This is a genomic window from Pseudorhodoferax sp. Leaf265 (assembly GCF_001422365.1).
Taxonomy (GTDB): domain Bacteria; phylum Pseudomonadota; class Gammaproteobacteria; order Burkholderiales; family Burkholderiaceae_C; genus Pseudorhodoferax.
In genome coordinates this window covers 188,892-213,271 of sequence record NZ_LMMT01000038.1, presented here as the reverse complement: position 1 = coordinate 213,271, position 24,380 = coordinate 188,892, and the positions used below count along the sequence as shown (strand labels likewise).

24 protein-coding genes are annotated in these 24,380 nt (G+C 70.9%); 13 read left to right on the top strand and 11 right to left on the bottom strand.

What is annotated here, in order from left to right; translation table 11 throughout:
• Window positions 1-139 precede the first annotated feature (139 nt).
• Complete coding sequence (locus ASF45_RS28090; protein ID WP_056671403.1) at window positions 140-385, top strand: hypothetical protein; 246 nt, start codon at window positions 140-142, stop codon at window positions 383-385.
• Window positions 369-629: a hypothetical protein gene (locus ASF45_RS28085; protein ID WP_056671401.1), complete on the top strand. Its 261-nt coding sequence runs from the start codon at window positions 369-371 to the stop codon at window positions 627-629. Before ASF45_RS28090 ends, ASF45_RS28085 begins: the two co-directional genes overlap by 17 nt.
• Window positions 630-1,042: 413 nt before the next feature.
• Here the strand turns inward: ASF45_RS28085 and ASF45_RS28080 are convergent, their stop codons facing one another.
• From ASF45_RS28080 to ASF45_RS28055, 6 genes are all read right to left on the bottom strand, one after another.
• Window positions 1,043-1,831: a sulfite exporter TauE/SafE family protein gene (locus tag ASF45_RS28080; protein WP_235581066.1), complete on the bottom strand. Its 789-nt coding sequence runs from the start codon at window positions 1,829-1,831 to the stop codon at window positions 1,043-1,045.
• A gap of 80 nt (window positions 1,832-1,911) precedes the next feature.
• Window positions 1,912-2,259 carry a DUF1090 family protein gene (locus tag ASF45_RS28075; RefSeq protein WP_082551341.1) on the bottom strand — a complete coding sequence of 116 codons (348 nt, stop codon included), beginning with the start codon at window positions 2,257-2,259 and terminating at the stop codon, window positions 1,912-1,914.
• Between the two features lie 133 nt (window positions 2,260-2,392).
• Entirely contained in the window at window positions 2,393-3,253 is an 861-nt protein-coding gene (locus ASF45_RS28070; RefSeq protein ID WP_056671399.1) for an ABC transporter permease subunit, read from the bottom strand.
• On the bottom strand, window positions 3,246-4,043 hold the full coding sequence (locus ASF45_RS28065; RefSeq protein WP_056671396.1) for a taurine ABC transporter ATP-binding protein: 798 nt from the start codon (window positions 4,041-4,043) through the stop codon (window positions 3,246-3,248). Before ASF45_RS28065 ends, ASF45_RS28070 begins: the two co-directional genes overlap by 8 nt.
• A 4-nt stretch (window positions 4,044-4,047) precedes the next feature.
• Window positions 4,048-5,049, bottom strand: a complete 1,002-nt coding sequence (gene tauA, locus ASF45_RS28060) for a taurine ABC transporter substrate-binding protein (protein WP_082551320.1) — start codon at window positions 5,047-5,049, stop codon at window positions 4,048-4,050.
• A gap of 205 nt (window positions 5,050-5,254) precedes the next feature.
• The gene (locus ASF45_RS28055; RefSeq protein WP_056671393.1) at window positions 5,255-6,778 is read right to left on the bottom strand and encodes a PLP-dependent aminotransferase family protein; all 1,524 of its coding nucleotides are present in this window, start codon (window positions 6,776-6,778) and stop codon (window positions 5,255-5,257) included.
• A 120-nt stretch (window positions 6,779-6,898) separates the two neighbouring features.
• Here ASF45_RS28055 and ASF45_RS28050 point away from each other — a divergent pair, with 120 nt between their 5' ends.
• The 3 genes from ASF45_RS28050 (at window position 6,899) to ASF45_RS28040 (ending at window position 10,490) form a co-directional block, all read left to right on the top strand.
• Window positions 6,899-7,297 carry a nuclear transport factor 2 family protein gene (locus tag ASF45_RS28050; RefSeq protein WP_056671390.1) on the top strand — a complete coding sequence of 133 codons (399 nt, stop codon included), beginning with the start codon at window positions 6,899-6,901 and terminating at the stop codon, window positions 7,295-7,297.
• A 4-nt stretch (window positions 7,298-7,301) separates the two neighbouring features.
• The gene (locus ASF45_RS28045; RefSeq protein WP_056671388.1) at window positions 7,302-8,729 is read left to right on the top strand and encodes an FAD-binding oxidoreductase; all 1,428 of its coding nucleotides are present in this window, start codon (window positions 7,302-7,304) and stop codon (window positions 8,727-8,729) included.
• 162 nt (window positions 8,730-8,891) lie between these two features.
• Window positions 8,892-10,490, top strand: a complete 1,599-nt coding sequence (locus ASF45_RS28040; RefSeq protein WP_056671386.1) for an ABC transporter substrate-binding protein — start codon at window positions 8,892-8,894, stop codon at window positions 10,488-10,490.
• A gap of 48 nt (window positions 10,491-10,538) precedes the next feature.
• On the opposite strand, the gene ASF45_RS28035 is transcribed toward ASF45_RS28040, so the two are convergent.
• Window positions 10,539-11,678: a two-component system response regulator gene (locus ASF45_RS28035; protein WP_156473212.1), complete on the bottom strand. Its 1,140-nt coding sequence runs from the start codon at window positions 11,676-11,678 to the stop codon at window positions 10,539-10,541.
• Between the two features lie 115 nt (window positions 11,679-11,793).
• Here ASF45_RS28035 and ASF45_RS28030 point away from each other — a divergent pair, with 115 nt between their 5' ends.
• From ASF45_RS28030 to ASF45_RS28000, 7 genes are read left to right on the top strand one after another with little or no spacing between them, the layout of a single operon-like run.
• Window positions 11,794-12,771 carry an ABC transporter permease gene (locus tag ASF45_RS28030; RefSeq protein ID WP_056671384.1) on the top strand — a complete coding sequence of 326 codons (978 nt, stop codon included), beginning with the start codon at window positions 11,794-11,796 and terminating at the stop codon, window positions 12,769-12,771.
• A gap of 7 nt (window positions 12,772-12,778) precedes the next feature.
• Window positions 12,779-13,687: an ABC transporter permease gene (locus ASF45_RS28025; protein ID WP_056671382.1), complete on the top strand. Its 909-nt coding sequence runs from the start codon at window positions 12,779-12,781 to the stop codon at window positions 13,685-13,687.
• Window positions 13,687-14,721, top strand: coding sequence for an ABC transporter ATP-binding protein (locus ASF45_RS28020; RefSeq protein WP_056671380.1), 1,035 nt, complete (start codon window positions 13,687-13,689; stop codon window positions 14,719-14,721). The genes ASF45_RS28025 and ASF45_RS28020 overlap by 1 nt, the downstream gene beginning before the upstream one ends.
• Entirely contained in the window at window positions 14,718-15,746 is a 1,029-nt protein-coding gene (locus ASF45_RS28015) for an ABC transporter ATP-binding protein (protein ID WP_056671378.1), read from the top strand. Before ASF45_RS28020 ends, ASF45_RS28015 begins: the two co-directional genes overlap by 4 nt.
• Window positions 15,747-15,761: 15 nt before the next feature.
• Window positions 15,762-17,441 (top strand): amidohydrolase, encoded by a 1,680-nt coding sequence (locus tag ASF45_RS28010; protein ID WP_056671376.1) that lies wholly within the window; start codon window positions 15,762-15,764, stop codon window positions 17,439-17,441.
• Entirely contained in the window at window positions 17,438-18,370 is a 933-nt protein-coding gene (locus tag ASF45_RS28005) for a GTP-binding protein (protein ID WP_056671374.1), read from the top strand. The genes ASF45_RS28010 and ASF45_RS28005 overlap by 4 nt, the downstream gene beginning before the upstream one ends.
• A 47-nt stretch (window positions 18,371-18,417) precedes the next feature.
• On the top strand, window positions 18,418-19,563 hold the full coding sequence (locus tag ASF45_RS28000) for a GGDEF domain-containing protein (protein ID WP_056671372.1): 1,146 nt from the start codon (window positions 18,418-18,420) through the stop codon (window positions 19,561-19,563).
• Here the strand turns inward: ASF45_RS28000 and ASF45_RS27995 are convergent.
• From ASF45_RS27995 to ASF45_RS27985, 3 genes are read right to left on the bottom strand one after another with little or no spacing between them, the layout of a single operon-like run.
• Window positions 19,490-20,326: a CoA ester lyase gene (locus ASF45_RS27995; RefSeq protein WP_056671369.1), complete on the bottom strand. Its 837-nt coding sequence runs from the start codon at window positions 20,324-20,326 to the stop codon at window positions 19,490-19,492. The genes ASF45_RS28000 and ASF45_RS27995 overlap by 74 nt on opposite strands.
• The gene (locus ASF45_RS27990) at window positions 20,317-21,534 is read right to left on the bottom strand and encodes a CaiB/BaiF CoA-transferase family protein (protein WP_156473211.1); all 1,218 of its coding nucleotides are present in this window, start codon (window positions 21,532-21,534) and stop codon (window positions 20,317-20,319) included. Before ASF45_RS27990 ends, ASF45_RS27995 begins: the two co-directional genes overlap by 10 nt.
• Window positions 21,534-22,529, bottom strand: coding sequence for a tripartite tricarboxylate transporter substrate binding protein (locus tag ASF45_RS27985; RefSeq protein WP_056671365.1), 996 nt, complete (start codon window positions 22,527-22,529; stop codon window positions 21,534-21,536). The genes ASF45_RS27990 and ASF45_RS27985 overlap by 1 nt, the downstream gene beginning before the upstream one ends.
• Before the next feature lie 111 nt (window positions 22,530-22,640).
• Here ASF45_RS27985 and ASF45_RS36985 point away from each other — a divergent pair, with 111 nt between their 5' ends.
• Window positions 22,641-23,102: a MarR family winged helix-turn-helix transcriptional regulator gene (locus ASF45_RS36985; protein WP_056671363.1), complete on the top strand. Its 462-nt coding sequence runs from the start codon at window positions 22,641-22,643 to the stop codon at window positions 23,100-23,102.
• A gap of 40 nt (window positions 23,103-23,142) precedes the next feature.
• On the opposite strand, the gene ASF45_RS27975 is transcribed toward ASF45_RS36985, so the two are convergent.
• Window positions 23,143-24,378 (bottom strand): aminotransferase class V-fold PLP-dependent enzyme, encoded by a 1,236-nt coding sequence (locus ASF45_RS27975; RefSeq protein WP_156473210.1) that lies wholly within the window; start codon window positions 24,376-24,378, stop codon window positions 23,143-23,145.
• Window positions 24,379-24,380: the final 2 nt, after the last annotated feature.

Genomic DNA, 24,380 nt, shown 5'->3' with positions numbered 1-24,380 from the left:
TCCTCTGCCCATGCCGCATGCTGCGGCGACGGCGCCAATTGGTCCGTACGCTGCCGCACACATGCCATGTGCGACGCCGTACAGACACGGCCGCGCACGGCGCTAGGGTGGAGCCTCCGAGCTTGTCAGGAGTGTGTGCATGTCCAATACCGAACTGGCAGGGCGGGTGCTGATCCAGCGCTACCTGCGGCATCGCAAGATTCCCCGCCTGATGCACGACGCTTTGGTGGTCATGGTGCAGTCCCGGCTGCAGACGGGCACGCTGCCCTACCTGACAGACTGGATGCGCTTCGACATCGACCAACGGGCCCGGCCCGCTGATGTCGATGTCGATGTCGATAACTATGCCGATGTCGATGCCAATGCCGATGCCCAGCGCAACTGATGCCGCACACGACGGTGCCGCGCCGCCCGCCAGCGCCGATGTGCGCACGCTCAGCGACGCGGACCTGATCGGCCGCTTCAGGCTGGTGTGCGCGCTGGAACAGGCGCTGCTGGCGCCTTGCGCACAGGCCGGCGTGCACGCGGCGGTGGCCCGCGCCGCCGGGCACAACAGCGCCGAGATGCTGGACATCGTGGACGACCTGGTGCGACGCGTCGTGCAGCGCGGGCCGGCGGCGCTGCGCTGAAGCCGTGTCATGCCGTTGGCGCCGCATCGATCTGCAGCACGGCGCACAGCAGCTGAGACCGGCAAGCCGGTCGATCAAGGGGCTTTGCAAGCGGCGGCCGGCTCGGCCGAAGGCGGACAGCGCAGCGACCAGCATGGCCCCCAGGTTTCGATGCGCAGCGATTCACCTACGCCGGCACGCCTACGACCATGCAGCGGACACGGTGGCCTGTGCCCACAGGGTGTTGAGAAAAGCAATGCGCTGAAGGACCGCCTGCCTGCTCGGCGACCATCCCGATGAACCGGGCAGCAACCGTGCGTCGCCGACCGAGCGCACGGATGGCGTGAGACATCCGGGCGGGCACTGAAGCGCCATGCGGGTGCACGGCGCCCCCTGCGCGGGCGATCCGCGCCAGCGCCGGCCCTGCGAGGCCGTCACACCGTGCCGACCAGGCCCCAGACCGCCCGGCCCAGCGCCAGCCCGGCCAGCACACCCAGCAGGTCCAGCAGCCGGCGCCGGAACTGCTCCGGCGACACCCGCGTGAACGCGTGGCTGCCCAGCCAGATGCCGGCCAGCATGGCCGGCGCCAGCCACGCGGCCCAGCGCCAGGTGTCCACCCCCACCAACACACCCGCATCGCCCGCCCGCGGCAGCACGGCCGCAAAAGCGAGGGCCAGCACATCGGAGCACAGCAGCATCAGCACCATGGTCGCGCGCAGCGCGGCCGGCGCCATGCGCGTGGTGCTGAGCAGCACGGCCACCACGATGCCGCCGATGGCCGCCACGCCGTTGACCACGCCGGACAGCGTGCCGACCGCCAGGCGCATGCGCGGCGTGGGCTCCAGCGCCGGCCGCACGCCACTGCGCAGCGCCAACACGGCCACCACCAGCAGCATACCGATCACCAAGCGCAGCCCAGCCTCGGGCAGCCAGGCGAGCAGCGCCACGCCCATGGGCACGCCCAGCACCTGGCCGGCCACCAGCGCGCGCAGCCAGGGCCAGTCGGCGTCGCGCAGGCCCACGCGCAGCATGTGCAGGCTGGCCAGGATCTCCAGCAGGAAGATGGACGGGATGACGGCCGAGGGCGCCACCAGCAGCGACAGGCCGGCCACGCTGAAGGCCGAGAAGCCGAAGCCCGCGAAGCCGCGCACGAAGCCGGCACCGAGGACCACGGCCAGCGCGGCCATCAGCGACCAGTCGGCCAAGGGTGGCGTCAGCAACACGGCACTCAAGGGTGGCACTTCAGGTCAGCGCCTTGCGCGGCGCAGACGCACCGGCGACCGTGGCAAGGACGCCCGCGCCTTCACGGCGACGTGTTCCTGAGCCTGCGCAACTGCTCCTCGGCGCGCGCGAGTTCGGCGCGCAGGGCCTCGACCTCCTGCTCCAGCCGCGCGATGCTGGCGGCCCGGCTGGCCTGTGCCGGACTGCCGTTGCAGCGCGCCTGCACGGCGGCGAGCTGCTGGTCCAGCTCCCGGCGCAGCAGCATGCGCCCCCTGGCGCGCGCATCGTCGATCTGCGCCTCGATGTCCGCCAGTTGCGCGGCGCACACCGCCTCGTCTCCCGGGGCTGTGGGCCGCTGAGCCAGGACGGGGCCCGGCAGGGCCACGAGAAGGGCCGCCAGGAAGGCCAAGGTGCGAGGGCTGACGCGCATACCGGTACCGGGGAGATGGGCCACCAGCATGCCAGCAAATGCGCGCTCCGCCTTGGGGGTATGCAGGTACCGGCAGCCCGGCAAGGCGATGACACCGGGCCTGCGGGTCCGGCGCCCCCCCCGGCGCATGGGCCTACATGCGGCCCTTCCACGGAACCACGCTCCGCTCGACCCAGCGCATCAGCAGGTCGAACAGGTAGGCCACCACGCCGATCACCACGATGCCCATGATCACGATGTCGGTGCGCAGGAAGTTCGAGGCGTTGAGCACCATCTGGCCCAGGCCCATGTTGGCCGCCACCATCTCGGCGGCCACCAGCGTGGTCCAGCCGAAACCGATGGCGATGCGCATGCCCACCAGGATCTCGGGCATGGCCGCGGGCAGCACCACGTGGCGCACCACCTGCCAGTAGCTCGCGCCCATGGAGTAGGCCGCGTTGATCTGCTCCTGTGCGGCGCTGCGCATGCCCGAGCGCGCAGCCAGCGCCAGCGGCGCGAAGCACGACAGGAAGATCAGCAGCACCTTGGGCAGCTCGTCGATGCCGAACCAGATGATGATCAGCGGCAGGTAGGCCAGCGGGGGCAGCGGGCGGTAGAACTCCAGCGGCGGGTCGAAGATGCCGCGCGCCCAGCGGCTCATGCCCATGGCGATGCCGACCGGAATCGCCGTCACGCAGGCCAGGAAGAAGGCCGAGAACACGCGGAACATGCTGGCCAGGAAGTGCTGCCACAGCGGCTTGTCGTTGGCCCGGCCGGTCAGGTACTGCCAGAACTGCTCGAACACGGCTTGCGGCGTGGGCAGAAACAGCGGCTTGACCCAGCCCATGTTGGTCACCAGCGTCCACAGCACCAGCAGCACCACCACCGTGGCCACGCTGATGGTGCCGCTGCTGCCTTCGCCGGGTGTGCGGAAGCGGCTGGTCTTGAGCGGTGTGGACGACGTTGCTGCGGCGGGCGCCACCGGCCCGGCCAGGGTGGATGCGCTGTCAGGCATGGGCGGGCTCCGTCGCTTCGCGGTGGTGGATGATGGCGAGCACCTCTTCGCGCATGCGAATGAAGGCCGGCTCGGACTTGACCCTGCGCGCATCGCCGTGTGCGAGGAACTGGCGCGAGAACGGCACTTCGTCGTAGACATGCGAGATGCGGCCCGGGCTGGGGCTCATGACGATCAGCCGGGTGGACAGGAACAGCGCCTCCTCCACGTCGTGGGTGATGAAGAACACCATCTTCTGCGTGGCCATCCAGGCGCGCAGCAGGATCTCCTGCACCTGCTCGCGCGTGAAGGCGTCCAGCGCGCCCATGGGCTCGTCCATGAGCAGCACCGACGGGTCGTTGGCCAGCGCCCGCGCGATGCCCACGCGCTGCTGCATGCCGCCGGAGAGTTCGTACACGGCGCGGTCTGCGTACTTGGCCAGGCCCACCAGGGCCAGCTTTTCTTCGGCAATGCGTCCACGCTGCGCCGCGGGCACGCCACGCAGCCGCAGGCCCAGCGCCACGTTGTCGCGCACGTTGAGCCAGGGCATCAGCGCGTGCTTCTGGAACACCACGCCGCGCTCGGCGCCCGGGCCCTGCACAGGTTGGCCGTCCAGCAGCACCTGGCCCGACGAGGGCGGCAGGAAGCCGGCGATGCAGTTGAGCAGCGTGGTCTTGCCGCAGCCCGAGGCACCGAGCGCGACCACGAAATCGCCGCCCTGCATGCGCAGATTGACGGGCGCCAGCGCCTGCAGCGTGCCGCCCTTGACGGCGTAGTTCACCGTCAGTTCACGGATGTCGAGCGTGGGCATCGCCTTACTGGCCCAGGGCCTTCTTCACATACACGTCGGTCACGAAGTTGGCGTAGCTCGGCTTGACCTCCTGCACGCGGCCCTGCTCCTTCAGGAACTCCGCGGTGCCGGCCATGGCCTTGGCCGCGCCGCCGCCCAGCCAGTTGGCCGAGAGCTGCTCCTGCAGCGTCGGGAAGCTGTAGAGCGCCATGCCGGCCGCCACGTCCTTGGGGTCGGCCTTGGTCCACTTGGCCACGGCCTTGACCTGCGCAGAGTCGGCATTCCAGCCCTTCAGGCCTCCGCGCACCTCGGCGTTGGCGCGGTCCAGCGCCTTGACGAAGGCGACCATGAAGGCCTCGTTGGCGGCAGCCCACTTGGCATCGACGACGATGCCTTCGAACGTGGGGTAGCCCTGCTTGCCGATGCTGCCTGAGGTGGCGATGACCTTGCCGTTGCCCTTGACCTTGGTCAGCACCGGGTCCCAGATGAAGGTCGCGTCGATGTCGCCGCGCTCCCAGGCGGCGGCCACCTCGGGCGGGCGCATGTTGTTGACGTTGACCTGGCGTGCGTCCACGCCGGCGGCCTTGAGCGCCGCCATGAGCTGGTAGTGCGCGGTGGACACGAAGGGCACGCCCACGCGCTTGCCCTTGAGGTCGGCCAGCTGGTTGACGTTCGATCCGTTGCGCGCCACCAGGGCCTCGGCGTCGGCGATGTCGGCCGAGACCCAGAACAGCCGGATGTCCTGGCCCTGGCTGGCCGCGGCCGTGAGCGGGCTGGAGCCCACTTCGCCCATCTGCACATTGCCCGAGGCCATGGCGCGGATCACGTCGCCGCCGCCGCCGAACATGCGCCAGTTGATCTTGTAGCCGGTGGCCTTCTCGACCTCCCCGGATTCCATGACCAGGCGCAGCGGCACCAGCATGTCCTGGTGGGCGAAGGTCACCTCCTTGGTCTGGGCCTGGGCCCCGACAGCGAGGACGAGCGCGGCGGCAGCGGCGGCGCGGTGCATGGATCGACGGGTGGGCATCGTGGAGATCTCCTGGGTCCGAACGGGAACACATGCGGCCACCGCAGACCTGCGGCGCCGGGGGGGGGGCGAGCCGGGCCAATGTGCAGCAAAGGCGCACGACACAAAAGAACCAGCGTGCGCCCGCCCATGGGGCCAGGGAACCAGGGTGAACCCTCGGTTTGGTGCGGTGCGCACCGGCGGCGTGCGCCGCGCCCGGCGGCGCTCAGCGGCGCCGTGCGCCGCGGGCCGTGGCCAGTTCGTCCACCGCCTTGGCCAGCGCAGCGATGCCGTCGGCGATGCGTTCCGTGGCGATGGACGACAGCCGCAGCCGGAAGTACGGGCAGGGATAGGGCGGGTGCTGGAAGAACACGTCACCCGCCTCGATCAGCACGCCGTGGCGTTGCGCGATGGTGGCGAGTTCGGCGCCATCCACCCAGGCCGGCGCACGCACCCACATCGAGGCGCCGCCGCGCGGCAGGTCGAATGCGAAGTCGGGCAGCTGCGTGCGCAGCGCCCGCGCCAGCAGTTGCACACGCTCCTGCATCACCGTGTTCACGCGGCGCGCGTGCGACTCGTGGTGGCCCAGCGAGATGAACAGGGCATAGGCGTGCTGCAGGAAGGCGCTGGGGTGGCGCACCATGGCATGGCGCAGCACACGCAGTTCCTGGATCAGCGCACGCGGCGCCACGATGTAGCCCAGCCGCATCGATGGCGACAGGCTCTTGGACAGCGAGCCCACGTAGACCACACGGCCGCTCTTGTCCAGGCTCTTGAGGGCCGGCATGGGGGCGCCCTCGTACAGGTTCTCGGCCTCGTAGTCGTCCTCGATGACCACGAAGTCGGCCAGCTCGGCCTTGCGCAGCAGCCATTCGCGCCGCGTGAGCGACAGCGTGGCCGTGGTGGGGCTCTGCTGCGAAGGCGTGACGAACAGGTAGTCCAGCGGCGGCAGCGTGTCGACCAGCACGCCCTCGCCATCCACGGCCACCGGCACCCAGCGCGGCCGGCGCAGCGAGAAGGTGTTGCGGGCGTGCGGGTAGCCCGGCTCCTCGAAGCCGAGCCGGCTGGTTTCGTCCAGCAGCGCATCGGCCAGCAGGTGGAAGGCCTGCTGCGCGCCGACGGTGACCAGGATCTCCTCCCGCAGCGCGAACACGCCACGCTTGGGCAGGAGGTGCAGGCGGATCTGCTCGATCAGGTCGGGCACGTCGTCGGTCTCGAAGTCCGGCGTCCACTGCGCCAGCTGGGCGCGCGCCAGGCTGCGCGTGCAGCATTCGCGGAAGCCCTCGATCGGGAACAGTTCGGAATCGTGCGTGCCGTAGACGAAGGGATAGGGCACCTCGCGCCAGCGCTCGGGCTTGGAGAGCGTGGGTGCATCCGCCAGCGAGCGCAGCACACGCGCGCCCCAGTCCGGCGCGACGCCGCCGCCACTGCCAAAGCTGGTCGGTGGCGTCGCCCCCACACTGGCGGGCCGGGCGTTGCGCGCCACGAACACGCCGCTGCGCGCACGCGCTTCCAGGAAGCCCTCGTCGATCAACTGCTGGTAGGCCGCCGTGGCCGTGTTGCGCGACAGGCCGAGCAGGCGCGAAAGTTCGCGCGAGGATGGCATCGCCGCGCCGGCCGGCAGCCGCCCCTCCAGGATGGGCTGCACGATCGCCAGCCGCAGGCGGCCCTGCAAGGGCAGGCCGGGCTGCTCGGGCACGACGAACAGCCGGGCCCATTGGTGGTGCGCTTCGGCGCCGGGGGTGCTCATGGGAGGCGCAGTCTAGCGCCATGCCGGCACACGACTGGCGTGGTGGATTGGGGGCCACTGGCACTATCGCCGCGCGGATCAAGCGCCTAACCTGCGACGCAACCTGAACAGGAGAGCCTCTTGAGCACCACCACCCCGCCCGTCACCGAAGCCACCCTGGCCGCCTTCAGCGAGGCCTGGAACCGCCACGACATCGATGCCTTGATGTCCTTCATGACCGAGGACTGCATCTTCCAGACCGCCGGCGGACCGGACGCCTGCGGCACGCGCCATGTGGGCGCAGACGCGGTGCGCAAGGCCTTCCCGGCCGCATGGGCCACCATGCCCGACGCGCAGTGGCGCAACGGCAAGCACTTCGTGCACGGCGACTTCGGGGTGTCCGAATGGACCTTCACGGGCACCGCCGCCGACGGCACGCGCGTGGAGGTGGACGGTGTGGACCTGTTCACCTTCAAGGGCGGCTTGATCCACCTGAAGAACGTGTTCCGCAAGACGCGGCCGAACCTGCCGGCGCGTTGAGGCGATGAGCAGCCTGCCCTTCACGGCCGACGCCCCGCCCGAGCGCCGCTACGACCCGCGCTACGACCCGCTGGTCGCGCCCGACCCCGGTGCAGGACGCGCCTATGCACCGACCTGGTGGGTGGCGAGCGCCGGCACCCCGCCGGCCGACGACGGCCCCGTGCGTGGGGACGTCGACGCCGACGTCGTCGTCATCGGCGCCGGCGCCACCGGCATGTCCACGGCGCTGTACCTGGCGCAGGAGCACGGCATCGCCGCCGTGGTGCTGGAGGCCAACCAGAGTTCCTGGGGCTGCTCCAGCCGCAGCGGCGGCCAGGGCCAGAACGCGAGCGGCCGGCTCAAGCGCAGCCAGTGGATCGCACGCTGGGGCCTGGACACCGCGCGCGCACTCGACCGCGAGATCCGCACGGGCTTCGAGAACTTCGCCGGGCTCACGCGCGAGATCGATTGCGACGCCTACGACGGCGGCCATCTCTACGTGGCCCATCGGCCCGAGAAGATGGACTACCTGCGCGCCGAATCGCGCGTGATGAACGAACAGTTCGGCTACCGCACGCGCATGCTCACGCCCGCCCAGATCCACGAAGAGTTCTGCGGCGAGCGCGAGGCTGCCGGCGCCATGTGGGAGGAGCACGGCATCGGCATCCATCCGCTCAAGTTCACCTTCGGCCTGCTGCGGCGCGCCCGCGCGCTGGGCGTGAAGGTGCACCCGGCCAGCCCGGTGCAGGGCTGGGAGACCATCGGCGGCGTGCACCATCTGCGCACGCCTGGAGGCACCGTGCGGGCGCGCCGCGTGGCCGTGTGCACGGGTGGCTATACCGGGCAGCAGCTGCACCCGCTGCTCAAGAACAAGATCATGCCCATCCTGTCGAACTCGGTGGTCACGCGCGAGCTGACGGCCGCAGAGATGGCGGCCTGCGGCGTGCGCAACGAGACCTTCCTGACCGACACGCGCACGCTGCGCTTTTACTACCGCTTCCTGCGCGGCAACCGGCTGCAGCTGGGCAGCCGCAGCGCCGTCACGGGCGCAGACGCCGAGGCCCCCGAGCACCTCAAGCTGCTGACGGACGCCATCGCGCGCAAGTTTCCGCCGCTGGCCGGCATTCAGATCGACCACTCGTGGTGGGGCTGGGTGGACGTGAGCCACGACATGATGCCGCGCATCACGCGGCCCGACCCGGCGCAGACCATCTGGTACGCCGTGGGCTACGGCGGCAACGGCGTGTCGTTCTCCACCTGGGCCGGCAAGCGGCTGGCCCAGCGCGTGACGGGCCAGGACGCCGGGCGCGCCGTGTTCTCGCTGCCCATCTACGACGGGCCGCTGGAGTTTCCCAACGCGTTCGGCGTGGTGCGTTCTCCGTTGCTGGCGCCGTTCCGCCGCATCGGCCAGCGTGCGCTCTACAAGTGGTACTGGCTGCGCGACGAGAAGTAGCACGACGCGACACAGCACGACGACGGTGCATGGCAAGGGAAAACACTGCCCCTCTGGCTCCAGCATTTCACCGCCTGTGGCATGCGTGCATGGCGTGCTTCATGCGTATCGTTGGCGCAAGGCCGCGACGGGCGCGGCCAGCAGAACAAAGGAGCTTCCCCCATGCGTTCGTTTTCCCTGCACCGCCGCGCCCTCGGCAGCATCGTATTCGCCGCGGCCGCGCTGGCCGCGACGGCCCTGCCCAGCCAGGCCCAGGAGCAAGCCAAGAAGGGCGGCACGCTGGTGGTGGGCAGCACCCAGGTGCCGCGCCACCTCAATGGCGCGGTGCAGTCCGGCATCGCCACGGCCATGCCGTCCACACAGCTGTTCGCCAGCCCGCTGCGCTTCGATGACAAGTGGCAGCCCCAGCCCTACCTGGCCGAATCGTGGAAGCTCGCGGAGGACGGCAAGTCGCTCACGCTGAACCTGCGCAAGAACGCGGTGTTCCACGACGGCAAGCCCATCACCTCGGAAGACGTGGCCTTCTCCATCATGGCCATCAAGGCCAACCACCCGTTCCAGACCATGCTGGCGCCGGTGGAGAAGGTGGAAACGCCGGACCCCTACACGGCCATCATCCGCATGGGCCAGCCGCACCCGGCGATCCTGCTGGCCATGAGCCCTGCGCTCGCGCCCATCCTGCCCAAGCACATCTACGGCGACGGCACCGACCTCAAGGCCCATCCGCGCAACACCACCGACGTGGTCGGCTCCGGGCCGTTCAAGTTGGCCGAGTTCCGCGCCGGCCAGCGCATCGTGATGGAGCGCTTCGACAAGTTCTTTCTGCCGGGCAAGCCCTACCTGGACAAGGTCATCATGAACATCGTGCCCGACACCTCCAGCCTGCTGCTGGGCCTGGAGCGCGGTGACATCCAGATGGTGCCCTACGTGGCCGTGTCGATCGACCTCAAGCGGCTGCAGAGCAACCCCAACATCGCGCTCACGAACAAGGGCTTCGAGGGCATCGGCGCGCTCAACTGGCTGGCCATCAACACCGCCAAGAAGCCGCTGGACGACGTGCGCGTGCGCAAGGCCATCGCCTATGCGATCGACAAGAACTTCATCACCAAGGCGCTCATGGGCGGCTTCGCCACGCCGGCCGACGGCCCCCTCGTCGGGAGCAGCCCGTTCGCGGTGGCCGACCTTGTGCGCTACCCGGTGGACCTCAAGAAGGCTGCCGCGCTGCTCGACGAAGCCGGCCTGAAGGCGGGCAGCAACGGCGAGCGCTTCAAGATCACCATCGACTACCTGCCCGGTGCAGACGAGCAACAGAAGAACGTGGCCGAGTACGTGCGCGCCCAGCTCAAGAAGGTCGGCGTGGTGGTGGAGGTGCGCGCCTCGGCCGACTTCCCGGCCTGGGCCAAGCGGCTGGCCACACACGACTTCGACCTGTCCATGGACACGGTCTTCAACTGGGGCGACCCGGTCATCGGCGTGCACCGCACCTACCTGTCGAACAACATCAAGCCGGTGGTCTGGACCAACACCCAGTCGTACAAGAACGCGCAGGTCGACGAACTGCTCAACACGGCCGGCGGCATCATGGATGAGACCAAGCGCAAGGCCTACTACGCCACCTTCCAGAAGATCGTGACGGACGAGGTGCCCATCGTCTTCATCAACAACTCGCCCTACTACACGGCGACGCGCAAGAACGTGGGCAACGTGCCGACGACGATCTGGGGGCCCGCCGCTCCCTACGACGAGGTCTTCCTCAAGTAGGCACCCGGCCACGGCCCCGCGACCATGTGCCAGAACGCACGCCAGGGATCAGGCCCCGTGGCCCCCGATGGCTCCGTCGGCGCGCGGGCTTGCGGCATCGGCCAGGTGCTGCCAGATCCGCTGGAACTCGGCCCCGATGTCCAGGAAGGCGTCGACCACATGCGGGTCGAACTGCGTGCCGCGCCCGTCGGCGATGATGGCCGTCGCCTGCGCATGCGACACGGGCAGGCGGTAGGCGCGTCCGCTCACGAGCGCCTCGTAAGCATCGACCAGTGCCACCAGCCGCGCGCCCAGTGCGATCGCCTCGCCCGCCAGGCCGCGCGGATAGCCGCTTCCGTCCCAGCGCTCCTGGTGCCCATGCGCCATCGCGCCGGCCGTCTGCAGCAGCGGCGTGCTGCCGCCCAGACCCTGTTCGATGCGCTGCAACAGCGCACCACCGCGCTCCGCATGCAGGCGCACGATGTCGCGCTCCTCCGCGGTCAGCGCCTCGGCCTTGAACAGGATGCGGTCCGGCACGTCCACCATGCCGATGTCGTGGAGCGGCACCGCCTTGACCATCAGCCGCAGCGCCTCGTCCGGCAATGCCGGCGCGTAACGCGGGTCCAGCTGCAGCCGCTCGGCCAGGGCCTGCAGGCCGGCCTGCAGGCGCTGCACATGCCGGCCGCCTTCGAATGCGCGCGCATGCAGCAGACCGGCCATCGTGCCGATGATCGCGTCGTACTGCCGCTCGGCCGCTGCCATGCGCCGCCCGACCTCGCCCTCGAGGAACTGGTTCTGGTCGCGCAGGAAATCGGCCGCGGCCTTCAGGCGCAGTTGCGCGTCGATGCGGGCCAGCACGATGGGCGGACTGACCGGCTTGGCGATGTAGTCCACCGCGCCCATGCCAAGGCCCATCTCCTCGTCGACCGCATCGTCCAGCACCGTCAGGAAGATCACCGGGATGTCGCGGGTGCGCGCGTCCTGCTTGATCCTGCGGCACACCGCATAGCCGTCCATCTTGGGCATCACCACGTCGAGCAGCACCAGGTCGGGCACGGGTCCGGCGTGCAGCAGGCGCAGGGCGCGTGCGCCGTCGGTGGCCACGCGGACCGCATAGCGGTCCTGCAGCATCCGGGTCAGCACGGCCAGGTTCTCCGGCACGTCGTCGACGATGAGGATCGTCGGCCTGTCCATGGTCTTGTGCTTCATCGCATCCTCCGCTCCGCCCGTCTGATCGCATGCAGTTTATGCGCGAATCCCCCGTTGAAATGAACTGCACACACGCCGCATACTGGTCCGCATCACCCCAACTCCCCTCGATGACATGAACATGCTGCGCGCTCTTGCAACCCGCCTGCTCCAGGGCTTCCTGCTGGTGCTGGCCGTGGTGGTGCTGAACTTCATGCTGGTGCACGCCGCACCCGGCGATCCGGTCGAGACCATCGCCGGCGCCAGCGGCGGCATGAGCCCCGAGCTCATGGCCCAGCTGCGCACCCAGTACGGGCTGGACCGCCCGCTGCCGGTGCAGCTGGGCATCTACCTCGGCCGCGTGCTGAGCGGCGACCTCGGCTACTCCTACTTCTTCAACCTGCCCGTGGCGCAGATGATCTTCGAGCGCGTGCCGGCCACGCTGCTGCTGGTGGTCTCCGCGGTGCTGCTGGCCTTCCTGGCCGGCACGCTGCTGGGCGTGCTGTCCGCGCGCCGGCCCAATGGCCTGCTGTCGCAGTGCATCACCGTGCTCTCGCTGGTGGGCTTCGCCGCGCCGGTGTTCTGGACCGGCATGCTGCTGGTGCTGCTGTTCGCGTCCTGGCTGCCGATCCTGCCGGTGGCGGGCATGCGCTCGGCCGACTCGGTGGGCGCCACCGGTCTGACCGACATGCTGGACGTGGCGCACCACCTGGTGCTGCCCGCGGTGACGCTGGCCCTGGTCTACCTCGCCCAGTACAGCCGGCTGGCGCGCTCTTCCATGCTGGACGTGCTGGGCTCGGACTACATCCGCACCGCGCGCGCCAAGGGCCTTGCGGAGCATGTCGTGCTCTACAAACACGCGCTGCGCAACGCCCTGCTGCCGGTGGTGACCATGCTCGGCCTGCAGTTCGGCAACGTGATGGCCGGCGCCATCATCGTCGAGACGGTCTTCAACTGGCCAGGCCTGGGCCGCCTGGCCTTCGACTCGGTGCTGCGGCGCGACTACCCCACCATCCTCGGCGTGCTGCTGTTCTCCTCCATCGTCGTGGTCGTCATGAACCTGCTGACCGACCTGGCCTACCGCCTCATCGACCCACGCATCAAGACCGCCTGAGAACACCATGACCACCACCGCCCCACCCGTCTCGCCCCTGCCCGCCGCGCGGCTGGCAGCCGCAACCGCCGCGCCCGAGCATCCCGCGCGCGAGGCGCTGCGCATGTTCCTGCGCAACCCTGCGGCCATCGCCGGCATGGTGATGCTGATCGCCGTGCTGCTGGTGGCCATCGTCGGTCCCTGGGTCTATCCGGCCGACCCGTTCGAGATCCGCACCATGCCGCTGTCGCCGCCGTTCAGCGAGGAAGCCTGGCTGGGCAGCGACCAACTCGGCCGCGACGTGCTGACCGGCATCGTCTACGGCGGGCGCGCCACGCTGCTGGTCGGCGCCTTCGCAGCGCTGCTGTCGGTGGTGATCGGCGTCTCGCTGGGCGCCCTGGCCGGCTACTACGGCGGCCGCGTGGACGCGCTGCTGATGCGCGTGACCGAGTTCTTCCAGGTGCTGCCGGCGCTGCTGTTCGCCATGGTGGTGGTCACGCTGTTCTCGCCCTCGCTGGTCACCGTCACACTGGCCATCGGCATCGTGAGCTGGCCCGGCACGGCGCGGCTCGCGCGGGCCGAATTCCTCAAGACCAAGAACCTGGAATTCGTGCGCGCCGAGCGCGCCATCGGCGCACGCGACGCCCGCATCATCTGGAAGGTGATTCTGCCCAACGCGCTGCCCTCGCTGGTGGTGTCGGCCACGCTGGCCGTGGGCGCCGCCATCCTGTTCGAGGCCGGCCTGTCCTTCCTCGGCCTGGGCGATCCGAACCAGATGAGCTGGGGTCTCATGATCGGCTCGGCGCGCCAGTACGTGCTGTCGTGCTGGTGGGCCGTGGCCTTCCCGGGTGCGGCGATCTTCATCACCGTGCTGGCCGTCAGCCTGATCGGCGACGGCCTCAACGATGCCTTGAACCCCAAACTGAGGGAACGCTGATGGACACCCCGTTGTTGCAAGTGAAAGACCTGCGCGTGGCCTTCAGCAGCCGGCGCGGCCAGGCCATGGTGCTGAACGGCGTGGACTTCGGCATCCGCGCTGGCGAGACGCTGTGCGTGGTCGGCGAGTCCGGCTGCGGCAAGAGCATGACGGCGCTGGCGCTGCTGCGCCTGATCCCCTCGCCGCCGGGCCGCATCACCGGCGGCCAGGTGCTGTTCCAAGGCGAGGACCTGCTGGCCGCCGACGATGCCCGCATGCGCGCCGTGCGCGGCAACCGCATCTCCATGATCTTCCAGGAGCCCATGACCTCGCTGAACCCGGTGTTCACCGTGGGCGAGCAGATCGGCGAATCGCTGCGGCTGCATGCGGGCCTGGACCCGGCGGCCGCGCAGGCCCGTGCGGTGGAGATGCTCAAGCAGGTCGGCATCCCGGCGCCCGAGCGGCGCGTGCACGAGTACCCGCACCAGATGTCCGGCGGCATGCGCCAGCGCGTGATGATCGCCATGGCGCTGGCCTGCCGGCCCGACATCCTGATCGCCGACGAGCCCACCACCGCGCTGGACGTGACCGTGCAGGCGCAGATCTTCGACCTGCTGCGCGACCTGCAGCGCGAGAAGGGCACAGCCATCCTGATGATCACGCACGACATGGGCGCCGTGGCCGAAATGGCCGACCGCGTGATGGTGATGTACGCCGGCCGCGTGATCGAACAAGGCACCTGCAGCCAGGTGCTGTCGGCGCCGGCCCATCCCTACACGCGCGGCCTGATCGCCTGCCTGCCCGAGCTGGGCAGCAGCCAGGAGGCCACGCGCGAGGACCTGCCCGAGATCCCTGGTGTCGTGCCCTCGATCTGGGAACTGGGCAGCGGCTGCGCCTTCCGCGCGCGCTGCCGCGAGGCGCTGCCACGCTGTGCCAGCGAGGTGCCGCCCCTGGTCGCGCTGGCGCCGGATGACAACGGCAGCGCGCACGGCGTGGCCTGCTGGCTGCACACCCAGGCGCCCAAGCTGCGCGCCCGCACGGAGGAGATCGCATGAATGCACGCACCGAAGACATCCTCTTGCAGGTGGACGACCTGCAGGTGCACTTTCCGCGGTCGGGAGGCGGCATGTTCGCCTCGCCGGAGGTGGTCAAGGCCGTCGATGGCGTGTCTTTCCGCGTGCGCCGCGGCAGCACGCTGGCCGTGGTCGGCGAATCGGGCTCGGGCAAGACCACCACGGCCCTGGCCGTGATGCGGCTGGCGCCCGTGACGGGCGGCCGCATGCGCCTGGGCGACACCGACCTGGCCGCGCTCTCCGGCGAGAACCTGCGCCAGGCGCGCCGGCGCATGCAGATCGTGTTCCAGGACCCGTTCTCCTCGCTGAACCCGCGCCAGCGCGCCGGCGCCGCCGTGCGCGCGCCGCTGGACCTCATGCAGGTCGGCACGCCGGCCGAGCGCGAGGCGCGCGTGGCCGAACTGTTCACGCAGGTCGGCCTGCGGCCCGAACAGCAGCACCTGTTCCCGCACCAGTTCTCGGGCGGACAGCGCCAGCGCATCAACATCGCGCGCGCGCTGGCCACCAACCCCGAACTCGTGGTCTGCGACGAACCCGTGTCGGCACTGGACATCGCGATCCGCGCGCAGATCCTGAACCTGCTGGCGCGGCTGCAGAAGGACCTGGGCCTGACCTTCCTGTTCATCTCGCACGACATGGCGGTGGTCGAGCACATCTGCGACGACATCGCCGTGATGTACCTGGGCCAGATCGTGGAACAGGGGCCGCGCAAGACCTTCTTCGCGCGGCCGCTGCACCCCTACAGCGTGGCGTTGATGTCCGCCGTGCCCACGGTGGGTGGCGGGCGCCAGCGCGCCGCGCAGCGCATCAAGCTCACGGGCGATCCACCCAGCCCGATCAACCCGCCGCCGGGCTGCCGCTTCGCCGGCCGCTGCCCCGTGGCGGTGCCGGCCTGCGCGGCCGAGCTGCCGCCCTTGCGCGAGGCCGCACCGGGCCACTGGGTGCGCTGCATCCGCGTCGAAAACCATGGCGGAGTCCCCGTCGCACCGCTGGCCATGCCAGCCTGAAAGCCACACCACCGCATGACCACGACCACCGTCTACCGCGCCCGCAAGATCATCACGCTCGAACCCGGCCAGCCCGAAGCCACGCACGTGGCCGTGCGCGAGGGCCGCATCCTGGCCGTCGGCGATCTGGCCCGTTGCGCTGCCTGGGGCGCCTACACACTCGACGAGCGCTTCGCCGACAAGGTGCTGATGCCCGGACTGGTCGAGGGCCACTGCCACCTCAAGGAAGGCAGCATGTGGGAGTGGACCTATCTGGGCTGGTTCGACCGCCGCGACCCGGACGGCAAGGTCTGGCCGGGCCTGCGCTCCATGGACGCCGTGGTCGCGCGGCTGGCCGAGGTCTCCGCACGCATGGACGCCGAGGGCCAGGGCGCCAGCGCGCCGCTGATCGCCTGGGGCTTCGACCCGATCTACTTCGGCGGCGAGCGCATGACGGTGGAGCACCTGGACCGCGCCAGCGCCGTGCGACCCATCATCATCGCGCACGCCAACGGCCACCTCATGAACGTGAACACGGCCATGCTGCGCAGCGCCGAGATCACGCGCCATACCGGAGCAGATGGCGAAGTCGAGGGCGTCGTCAAGTTCGCCGAAGGCCACGCCCGGGCCGGCGAACCCACGGGCGAGCTGCAGGAGCCGGCCGCCATGTTCCTGGTGCTGCGCAAGATCGGCAACGCCGGCCTGCTGGCGCCGATGACCGAGGCTGGCGTGCGCTCGTTCGCGCGCCTGGCCTGCCGCCAGGGCGTGACCACGGCCACCGACCTCGTCAACAAGCTGGCCGAGGACGACGTGCGCGTGCTCGAGGCCGCCCTCTCGGACGATGCCGTCTCCATCCGCATCCTGCCGGCCTTCCAGGCCTTCCACGGCACGCATGCCGCGCAGGCCGGCGCCGAGCATGTGAAGACGCTGATGGCGCGCAACACCGACCGGCTGCGCTACGGCCTCGTCAAAATGATGCTGGACGGCTCGATCCAGGGCTTCTCGGCCCGGCTGCGCTGGCCCGGGCACTACAACGGCGCACCCAACGGCATCTGGGTCATGGCGCCGGCGCAGTACGAGGCCGATTTCGAGACCTACCACCGCGCCGGCCTGCTGGTGCACACCCACACCAATGGCGACGAGGCCAGCGAGGTCGCCATCGACGCCATCGGCCGCGTGCTGGCGCGCGCGCCGCGGCCCGACCACCGCCACACGCTGCAGCACGGCCAGATGATCGACGGCCCGCTGTTCGGCCGCATGGCGACGCTGGGCCTGTGCGCCAACCTGTTCGCCAACCACCTGTGGTACTGGGGCGACCAGCACTACGAGATGACCATGGGCCCGGACCGCGCCATGCGGCTGGACGCCTGCGGCAGCGCGCTGGCCGCCGGCGTGCCGCTGGCCATCCACTCCGACGCACCGGTCACGCCGCTGGGGCCGTTGTTCACGGCCTGGTGCGCGGTGAACCGCGTCACGCCCAAAGGCCGCGTGCTGGGCGAGGCCGAGAAGCTCACGGTGCAGCAGGCCCTGCACGCCATCACGCTGGGGCCGGCCTACACGCTCAAGCTGGACCACGAGATCGGCTCCATCGCCTGCGGCAAGCGCGCCGACTTCTGCGTGCTGGAGGACGACCCGCTCGCGGTCGATCCGATGGCGCTGAAGGACATCCCGGTCTGGGGCACGGTGCTGTCGGGCCGCGTGTTCCCGGCGCCATGAGCCAGCGGTTGCCGCTCACCGTCATCGGCGGCTTCCTCGGCGCCGGCAAGACCACGCTGCTGAACCACTGGTTGCGCCACGCCGGTGGCCAGCGGCTGGCCGTGCTGGTCAACGACTTTGGCGCGCTGAACCTGGACGCCGAACTCGTCGCGCACAACAGCGGCGACACGCTGGCGCTGAGCAACGGGTGCGTGTGCTGCCAGATCGGCGACGACCTGTCGATGGCGCTGCTCCAGGTGCTGGAGCGCCGGCAGGACTTCGATGCCGTGGTCATCGAGGCCAGTGGCGTCTCCGACCCCTGGCGCATCGCCCAACTGGGCCATGCCGATCCGGCGCTGGTGCTCGATGGCGTGGTGGTGCTGGTCGATGCCAGCGCTGTGCTGGCGCAGGCGGCCGATCCGCTGCTGGCCGACACGCTGGCGCGCCAGGTGGCCAGGGCCGATCTGCTGGTGTTGAACAAGACCGAGCTCGTGGATGCCGGCACCCTGGCCCGCGTGCACGCCTGGGCCGATGCGCATGCCGCCGGCGCGCGCCGCTGCGCGGCGGTGCAGGCCGAGGTGCCCACCGCGCTGCTGAGCGGCGCCGCGCTGCTACGCCAGGCGGAGCCACGGCCGGCCGGTGTGCCGCTGCGCGTGGCCGCGCCGCCCCGCCATGGCCAGCAGTTCGCCACCTGGTCGGCCCGGCCCGACGCCGTGCTGTCCGAAGCCGCCCTGCAGGCCTGGCTGGACCGGGTGCCGGCCGGCGTGCTGCGCCTCAAGGGCCTGGTGCGCACGGGCGAGCACGCCTGGCACGAGCTGCAGTTCGCCGGCCGGCGCGCCAGCCTGCGGCCCGCCGCGCCGCCTGCCGGCGGCGCCATGGTGGTGGCCATCGGCCTGGCGGGGCAGTTGCCGCGGCAGGCGCTGGAGGGCCTGGTGGCGCCCGGCCTCTGACACGTGTTGGCGATACTCTCGCGGACCCGGACCACGCCAACGCCCCCTTGCCCGCACCTGCCGACCCACTCAAGCGCCGCGTCATGCTGGCCATCCTCGCATTGGCCTGGGTCAGTTCCGGCACGGCCTGGGGCCTGATCGAGGCGCGCGGCGAATCGTCCCCCGTGCTGCGCGCGGTGTTCGGCCTGAACATCCTGTTCCATCCGGCGACGTTCTTCGTGGTCTGGCGCCGCCTGCTGCCGATGCGCGTGGTCGACATGGCCTGCCTGCTGTTCGCGGCGGGCCTGTGCGCCATCTGCATGGCGCTGCGCCTGTACGTGCCGGCCCTGGGCGGGGAGATCGACATCCAGCCGCTGTACCTGTGGATCCCGGTCATCTACGTGTTCGCCTTCACGCTGACCGGGCACCGGTCCAGCCTGCGGCTGTCGCTGGCCATCATGGCGCTGTTCGTCGCCATCAGCCTGCCCTACCTGCTCCAGCGCCCGGTGGCGCCGCATGCCAACTTCACGTTCCAGCTGCACATGGTGTCGGCCATCCTGATCGCGGCGCTGCACTTCTTCTCCAGCTACCAGCACCGCCTGCAGGCGGCCCAGCTGACGGTGGACGAACTCGCGCACCTGGCGAACACGGACACCCTGACCGGCCTGGCGAACCGGCGCCGCGTGAACGAAGTGATCGCCTCCGAGCTGCTGCGAGCGCGGCGCTGCGGCCACGCGTTCTCGGTCATCCTGGTCGACATCGACCACTTCAAAGGGGTCAACGACCGCCACGGGCATGCCGTCGGCGATGCGGTGCTGGCGGCCCTGGCCTCACGCGCCAAGGAGACGCTGCGCGATGTCGACATGCTGGGCCGCTGGGGCGGTGAGGAGTTCATCGTCGTGCTGCCCGAGACCGATTTCGCGCAGGCGCTGGACAAGGCCCACGCGCTGTGCGCCCACGTCGCCTGCAGGCCACTGGCCGGCGGCCACTCGGTCAGCGTGAGCTGCGGCGTGACCAGCGTGCAGCCAGGCGACAGCGCCGACGCCCTGCTGCAGCGTGCCGACCGGGCGCTGTACGCGGCCAAGGACCGCGGCCGCAGCCGCGCGGAAGGGGCGGCCTGCGCAGAACCGCCACCGTCGCTCAGCCCGGCTGCGCCAGCCAGCGCCGCGCCCGCTCCACGATCGGCCGGTCGACCATCCGGCCCTCCAGCATGACGGCGCCCTGACCGCGGGCTGTGGCGTCCGCGTCGGCCGCGAGCACCTTGCGCGCCCAGGCCAGCTCCTGGGCCGTCGGGCCGAAGCCGGTGTTGGCCACGCCGACCTGGCGCGGATGGATGCACACGGTGCCGGTGAAGCCGATGGCCCGGGCCTCGGCCACCAGGCCGGCGAAGGCCGCCATGTCGGCGATCTCGGCCACGCTGCCCGGCAGCCCCCAGCACGCCAGCTGCGAGGCCCGCGCGCAGGTGGCGACCTGCTGCGCCGGCCAGCGCAGCGACAGCGGTTGCGGCGCCACCCCCATCTCGGCGGCATAGTCCTCGGCACCGAAGCCCAGCGCGACCAGGGAGGGATGGGCTTGCGCGATGGCCGCCGCCTGCACTACGCCGCGCGCCGTCTCCACCAGCGCGACGATGGGCACCGCCCGGCCGCTGCGTGCCAGCGCGGCCGCCAGGTCCTGCACCTGCTGCGGCGACTCGACCTTGGGCAGCATCACGGCCGCCAGCTGCTCCAGTGGCGCCGCCGCGAGGTCCTGCGCCAGCAAGGCCGGCTCGGCATTGACGCGCAGCAGCACCGGCGCATGGTCCGACAGCGCCGCCACCGCCAGCGCGGCCAGGCCGCGCGCCTCGCGCTTGCGCGCCAGCGGCACGGCATCCTCCAGGTCGACCACCAAGGCGTCGGCGCCGCGCTGCGCCGCCCTGGCCAGCAGGTGCTCGGAGGTCGCGGGCACGAACAGCAGCGAACGCAGGGCATTCAGGCGCATCGCGCGGCCTTTCGTTCGAGCAGCGCCTGCAGCTCACCCTCGGTCAAGCCCAGTTCCAGGGCCAGCGCGCGGGTGTGTTCGCCCAGCGCCGGCGCTTCGCGCCGGATGCCGCCCGGCGTGCCGGACAGGCGCGGCGTCACCGCATGCATGACGGTGCCCTGCTCGCCCACCGCCACATAGCAGCCGCGTTCGACCACGTGCGCGTCGGCCAGCAGGCGGGGCGCATCGAGCACCGGGCCCACCGTGACCCCCTTGGCGCGGAACAAGGCCAGGCATTCGGGCAGGTCGCGCGCGGCGATGAACTGCGCCACCATGCCATCGAGCTCGGCGTCGTGCCGCAGCCGCGCCGCGTTGGTGGCAAAGCGCGGGTCGTCCGCCAGCGCGCCCTGGCCGATGGCCTGCAGCACGCGGCGCGCCATGGCATCGGTGGAGCCGGACATGGCCACCCAGCCGCCGTCGCGGCAGCGGTAGACGCCGCGCGGCGAGGCGATCTTGCGCGTGGGCTCCGGTGCCTGCCCGGTGCGCGCGGTGCCGCTGGCGTCCGGGCCCATGATGGCCAGCATGGGGTCGAGCAGCGACAGGTCGACCACCTGGCCACGGCCGCCGTGGACCTCCACCTCGCGCAGCGCTGCCAGCGTGGCGAACGCGCCCGTGAGGCCGGCCACCATGTCGGCCAGCGCCATGTTGGGCAGCCGCGGCGTGCCCTGCTCCAGGTGCTTGTGCGCATAGCCGCTGAAGCCTTCGACCAGGCTGCCGAAGCCCGGCAGCTCCCGGTAGGGCCCGCTCTGGCCCCAGCCGGAAATGCGCACCACCACCAGGCCGGGATGCTCCGCGAGCAGGGTCTCGGGCGCCAGGCCCATGGCCTCCAGGGTGCCCGGGCGGAAGCTCTCGACCAGCACCTGGGCCGAGGCCAGCAGGCGGCGCAGCAAGGCCATGGCCTGCGCGTCGCGCAGGTCCAGCGCCAGGCTGCGCTTGTTGCGCGCATAGGTGCGCCACCAGCCATCGAACGGGGCGCCGCCTTGCGGGTCGGGCTCGCACCACTGGCGCAGCGTGTCGCCTTCGGTCGACTCGACCTTGACCACGTCGGCACCGAAATCGGCCAGCTGCAGCGACAGCATGTTGCCCGCCACCAGGCGCGACAGGTCGACCACGCGCACACCATCGAGCGGGCCGCGCAGCGTCGGATCGGGGGTCACACGGGGCGGCATCAGTCCGCCTTCAGGTCGAGCTGGCGCACCAGCGCCTGCCATGCGGGCGCCTCCTTGCGCAACTGGGCCAGGAAGGCCTCGTTGCCCATGCGCAGCATCCCCGTCTCCATGGCGGCGAAGCGTTGCACGACCTCGGGCTGGCGCATCGCCGCGTCGACCGCCGCCGCGAGCTTGTCGCCCACCTCGCGCGGCATGCCCTTGGGCGCGAAGACGCCGCCGATCACGGCGATGGGCTCGCCGGGCAGGCCCGCCTCGGCCAGTGTCGGCACCTCGGGCAATGAGGCCTCGCGCTGGTCGCCGGTGACGGCCAGCACGCGCAGCTTGCCCGAGCGCACATGGGTCAGCGCCGCGGTCAGCGAATCGGTGGCGAACAGCACCTGGCCGCCGATCAGGTCGGTCAGCGCCGCGCCGCTGCCCTTGTACGGCACGTGCGTGGCCTTCAGGCCGGCCCGGCGCAGGAAGATCTCCGAGCCCAGGTGCGTCATCGTCCCGGTGCCGGCCGACGCATAGGCGGCCGGCTGGCTGCGCACCTGTTCGACCAGGTCGCGCAGCGTCTTCGGCGCGGCCGGCGTGTTGGCCACGAGGATGGCGAACGGCGCGCGCAGCACGGGGGCCACGGGCGCGAAGTCGTCCAGCTGGTAGCGGGCCGCGCTGTTCATGGCCGGCACCACGAGCAGCTGCGCGGTGGAACTCAGCAGCAGCGTGTAGCCGTCGGGCTGCGCACGGGCCACGGCCTGGTGCGCGATGATGCCGCCGCCCCCGGTGCGGTTGTCCACCACCACCGACTGGCCCAGCGCCGTGCCCATGTGCACGGCCAGCAGGCGCGCGACGACGTCGCTGCCCGAACCCGCGCCCTGCGGCACGACCAGCGTGACCGGCCTGGCCGGCCAATCGGCCGCCGGGGCGGCGGCGGGCAGCGCGAGGGCGAGCGTGGCGGCCAGCGCCGTGCCCAGCGTGCGCAGCGCGCCACGGCGGGCTCCACATTGACAATGCATGCTTGTCTCCAGATTGTTCGATCCTGGGGAGGCTACCACATGTGTGCTATGGCAACTATTGACAAAGCAAGTAAAGGCGCGCGACCCCGTGGCGCAGCCAGCGCCGCGGCGGTGCGCACGCATGCGCCGGAGCAGCTGATCACGTTCCGCGTCTCGGTGCTGTCGCAGCTGCTGTCGCGGCTCGTGGACGTGTCGGTCAAGCAGGCGCTGGACCTGACCAGCCGGCAGTGGCGCGTGCTGGTGATCCTGAACCGCCTGGGGCCGTCCAGTTCCGGCGATGTGGCGCGCATGTGCAGCTTCGACCACAGCCAGGTCAGCCGCGTGGCCTTCGAGCTGGCGGAGAAGGGGCTGGTGACCCAGGGGCACGACAGCGCCGACAGGCGCCGGCAGGTCCTCGCACTGACGCCGGCGAGCCTGGAGCTGCTGCGCCAGGGGGTCCCGGCTTCGCTGGCACGCCAGGAGCGGCTGCGCCAGCGCCTGGGCGAAGAAGACTACGCCGCCTTCTGCCGCGCGCTCGATGCGTTGACGGACGAGGCGCAGCAGATGCTGGCCCAGAGCGGCGGGCCTGGGTGATGCAGGGCGCGCCGCAGCCCTGTAGCGCGGCGCGCCGCCTTCAGTACTGCGCCTGCACGCCCCGCCCCGCCCGTTGCGTGGCCGGATCGCGCAGCACCTCGGCCAGCTGCTCCAGGTACAGGTCGGCCACCGGCTCGTGCGTGAGGTTGAGCATGTGGTGCAGGCCGTCCGGCGCGCGCACGTAGCCCATCGTCCAGCCCTTGTCGGTCATGCCCTGGCCGATGGCGGCCATGTCGCGTTCGGCAGAGCCATAGGCCAGGATGGACAGCTGCGGATCGCCCAGCGTGGGCAGGCCCAGCGCCGTGGCGCCCTGCTGCAGCCGCTGGCGCGTGGCCAGCACGCGCTGCGTGATGCGCAGGTAGCCGTCCTGGCCCAGGAAGCGCAGCACGGCCCAGGCCGCGGCGATGGCGCCACCGGCGCGCGTGCCCACCAGCGAGTGCGTGAAGTACTGCCCGCGCGGCCAGCCGTCGAAGTACCAGCCCATGCGCGCAAAGTCTTGCTCGTGGGCGAAGAACAGCGTGGAGGCGCCCTTGGCGGTGTAGCCGTACTTGTGCAGGTCGGCCGAAATGCTGGTCACGCCCGGCACGGCGAAGTCGAAGTCGGGCACCTGTGCCCCCAGCTGCCGCGCGAACGGGATGAAGTAGCCGCCCACGCAGGCGTCCACGTGCATCCACAGGCCATGGCGCTGCGCCACGGCAGCGATCTCGGCGATGGGATCGACCACGCCGTGCGGGAAGGCCGGCGCCGAGCCGACCAGCGCGATGGTCTGCGGCGTGATGGCCGCCTCCATGGCCGCCGGGTCGGCCAGGAAGCCCGCGCCCAGCGGCACGCGCACCACCTGCAGTTCCATGAAGTGCGCTGCCTTGTCGAACGCCGGGTGCGCGCTCACGGGCAGCACGATGGAGAGCTGGCCCTTCTTGCCGTCCGCCCGCGCGCGGTCGCGTGCGCACTTCATGGCCAGGAAGATGCTCTCGGTGCCGCCGGTGGTCATGGCGCCGCGCGCGCCGGGGCCGCCGTGCAGCAAGCCAAGGCCCATGGCGACCACCTCGCTCTCGAACCGCGCCAGGCTGCCGAACGCACGCGGCCCCAGCCCGTTCTCCGAGAAGTACATCGCGTAGGCCTTCTTGGCCACCTGCAGCGCGTCCTCCCCGGCGTAGTGGATGAACATGGGCACGCGGCCGCCGCGCCAGTCCACGTCGCCGCGGCCAGCCTCGGCCAGTTCGTGTTCGAGCTGGTCCCAGGCGATGCCCTGCTGGGGCAGTTGAATGTCATTCATGG

Coding starts and splice junctions, on each gene's coding strand:
- ASF45_RS28090 (WP_056671403.1), top strand. CDS start 140: ATGTCCAATACCGAACTGGCAGGGCGGGTGCTGATCCAGCGCTACCTG.
- ASF45_RS28085 (WP_056671401.1), top strand. CDS start 369: ATGCCCAGCGCAACTGATGCCGCACACGACGGTGCCGCGCCGCCCGCC.
- ASF45_RS28075 (WP_082551341.1), bottom strand. CDS start 2,259: ATGCGCGTCAGCCCTCGCACCTTGGCCTTCCTGGCGGCCCTTCTCGTG.
- ASF45_RS28070 (WP_056671399.1), bottom strand. CDS start 3,253: ATGCCTGACAGCGCATCCACCCTGGCCGGGCCGGTGGCGCCCGCCGCA.
- ASF45_RS28065 (WP_056671396.1), bottom strand. CDS start 4,043: ATGCCCACGCTCGACATCCGTGAACTGACGGTGAACTACGCCGTCAAG.
- tauA (WP_082551320.1), bottom strand. CDS start 5,049: ATGCCCACCCGTCGATCCATGCACCGCGCCGCCGCTGCCGCCGCGCTC.
- ASF45_RS28055 (WP_056671393.1), bottom strand. CDS start 6,778: ATGAGCACCCCCGGCGCCGAAGCGCACCACCAATGGGCCCGGCTGTTC.
- ASF45_RS28045 (WP_056671388.1), top strand. CDS start 7,302: ATGAGCAGCCTGCCCTTCACGGCCGACGCCCCGCCCGAGCGCCGCTAC.
- ASF45_RS28040 (WP_056671386.1), top strand. CDS start 8,892: ATGCGTTCGTTTTCCCTGCACCGCCGCGCCCTCGGCAGCATCGTATTC.
- ASF45_RS28035 (WP_156473212.1), bottom strand. CDS start 11,678: ATGAAGCACAAGACCATGGACAGGCCGACGATCCTCATCGTCGACGAC.
- ASF45_RS28030 (WP_056671384.1), top strand. CDS start 11,794: ATGAACATGCTGCGCGCTCTTGCAACCCGCCTGCTCCAGGGCTTCCTG.
- ASF45_RS28025 (WP_056671382.1), top strand. CDS start 12,779: ATGACCACCACCGCCCCACCCGTCTCGCCCCTGCCCGCCGCGCGGCTG.
- ASF45_RS28020 (WP_056671380.1), top strand. CDS start 13,687: ATGGACACCCCGTTGTTGCAAGTGAAAGACCTGCGCGTGGCCTTCAGC.
- ASF45_RS28015 (WP_056671378.1), top strand. CDS start 14,718: ATGAATGCACGCACCGAAGACATCCTCTTGCAGGTGGACGACCTGCAG.
- ASF45_RS28010 (WP_056671376.1), top strand. CDS start 15,762: ATGACCACGACCACCGTCTACCGCGCCCGCAAGATCATCACGCTCGAA.
- ASF45_RS28005 (WP_056671374.1), top strand. CDS start 17,438: ATGAGCCAGCGGTTGCCGCTCACCGTCATCGGCGGCTTCCTCGGCGCC.
- ASF45_RS27995 (WP_056671369.1), bottom strand. CDS start 20,326: ATGCGCCTGAATGCCCTGCGTTCGCTGCTGTTCGTGCCCGCGACCTCC.
- ASF45_RS27990 (WP_156473211.1), bottom strand. CDS start 21,534: ATGCCGCCCCGTGTGACCCCCGATCCGACGCTGCGCGGCCCGCTCGAT.
- ASF45_RS27985 (WP_056671365.1), bottom strand. CDS start 22,529: ATGCATTGTCAATGTGGAGCCCGCCGTGGCGCGCTGCGCACGCTGGGC.
- ASF45_RS27975 (WP_156473210.1), bottom strand. CDS start 24,378: ATGAATGACATTCAACTGCCCCAGCAGGGCATCGCCTGGGACCAGCTC.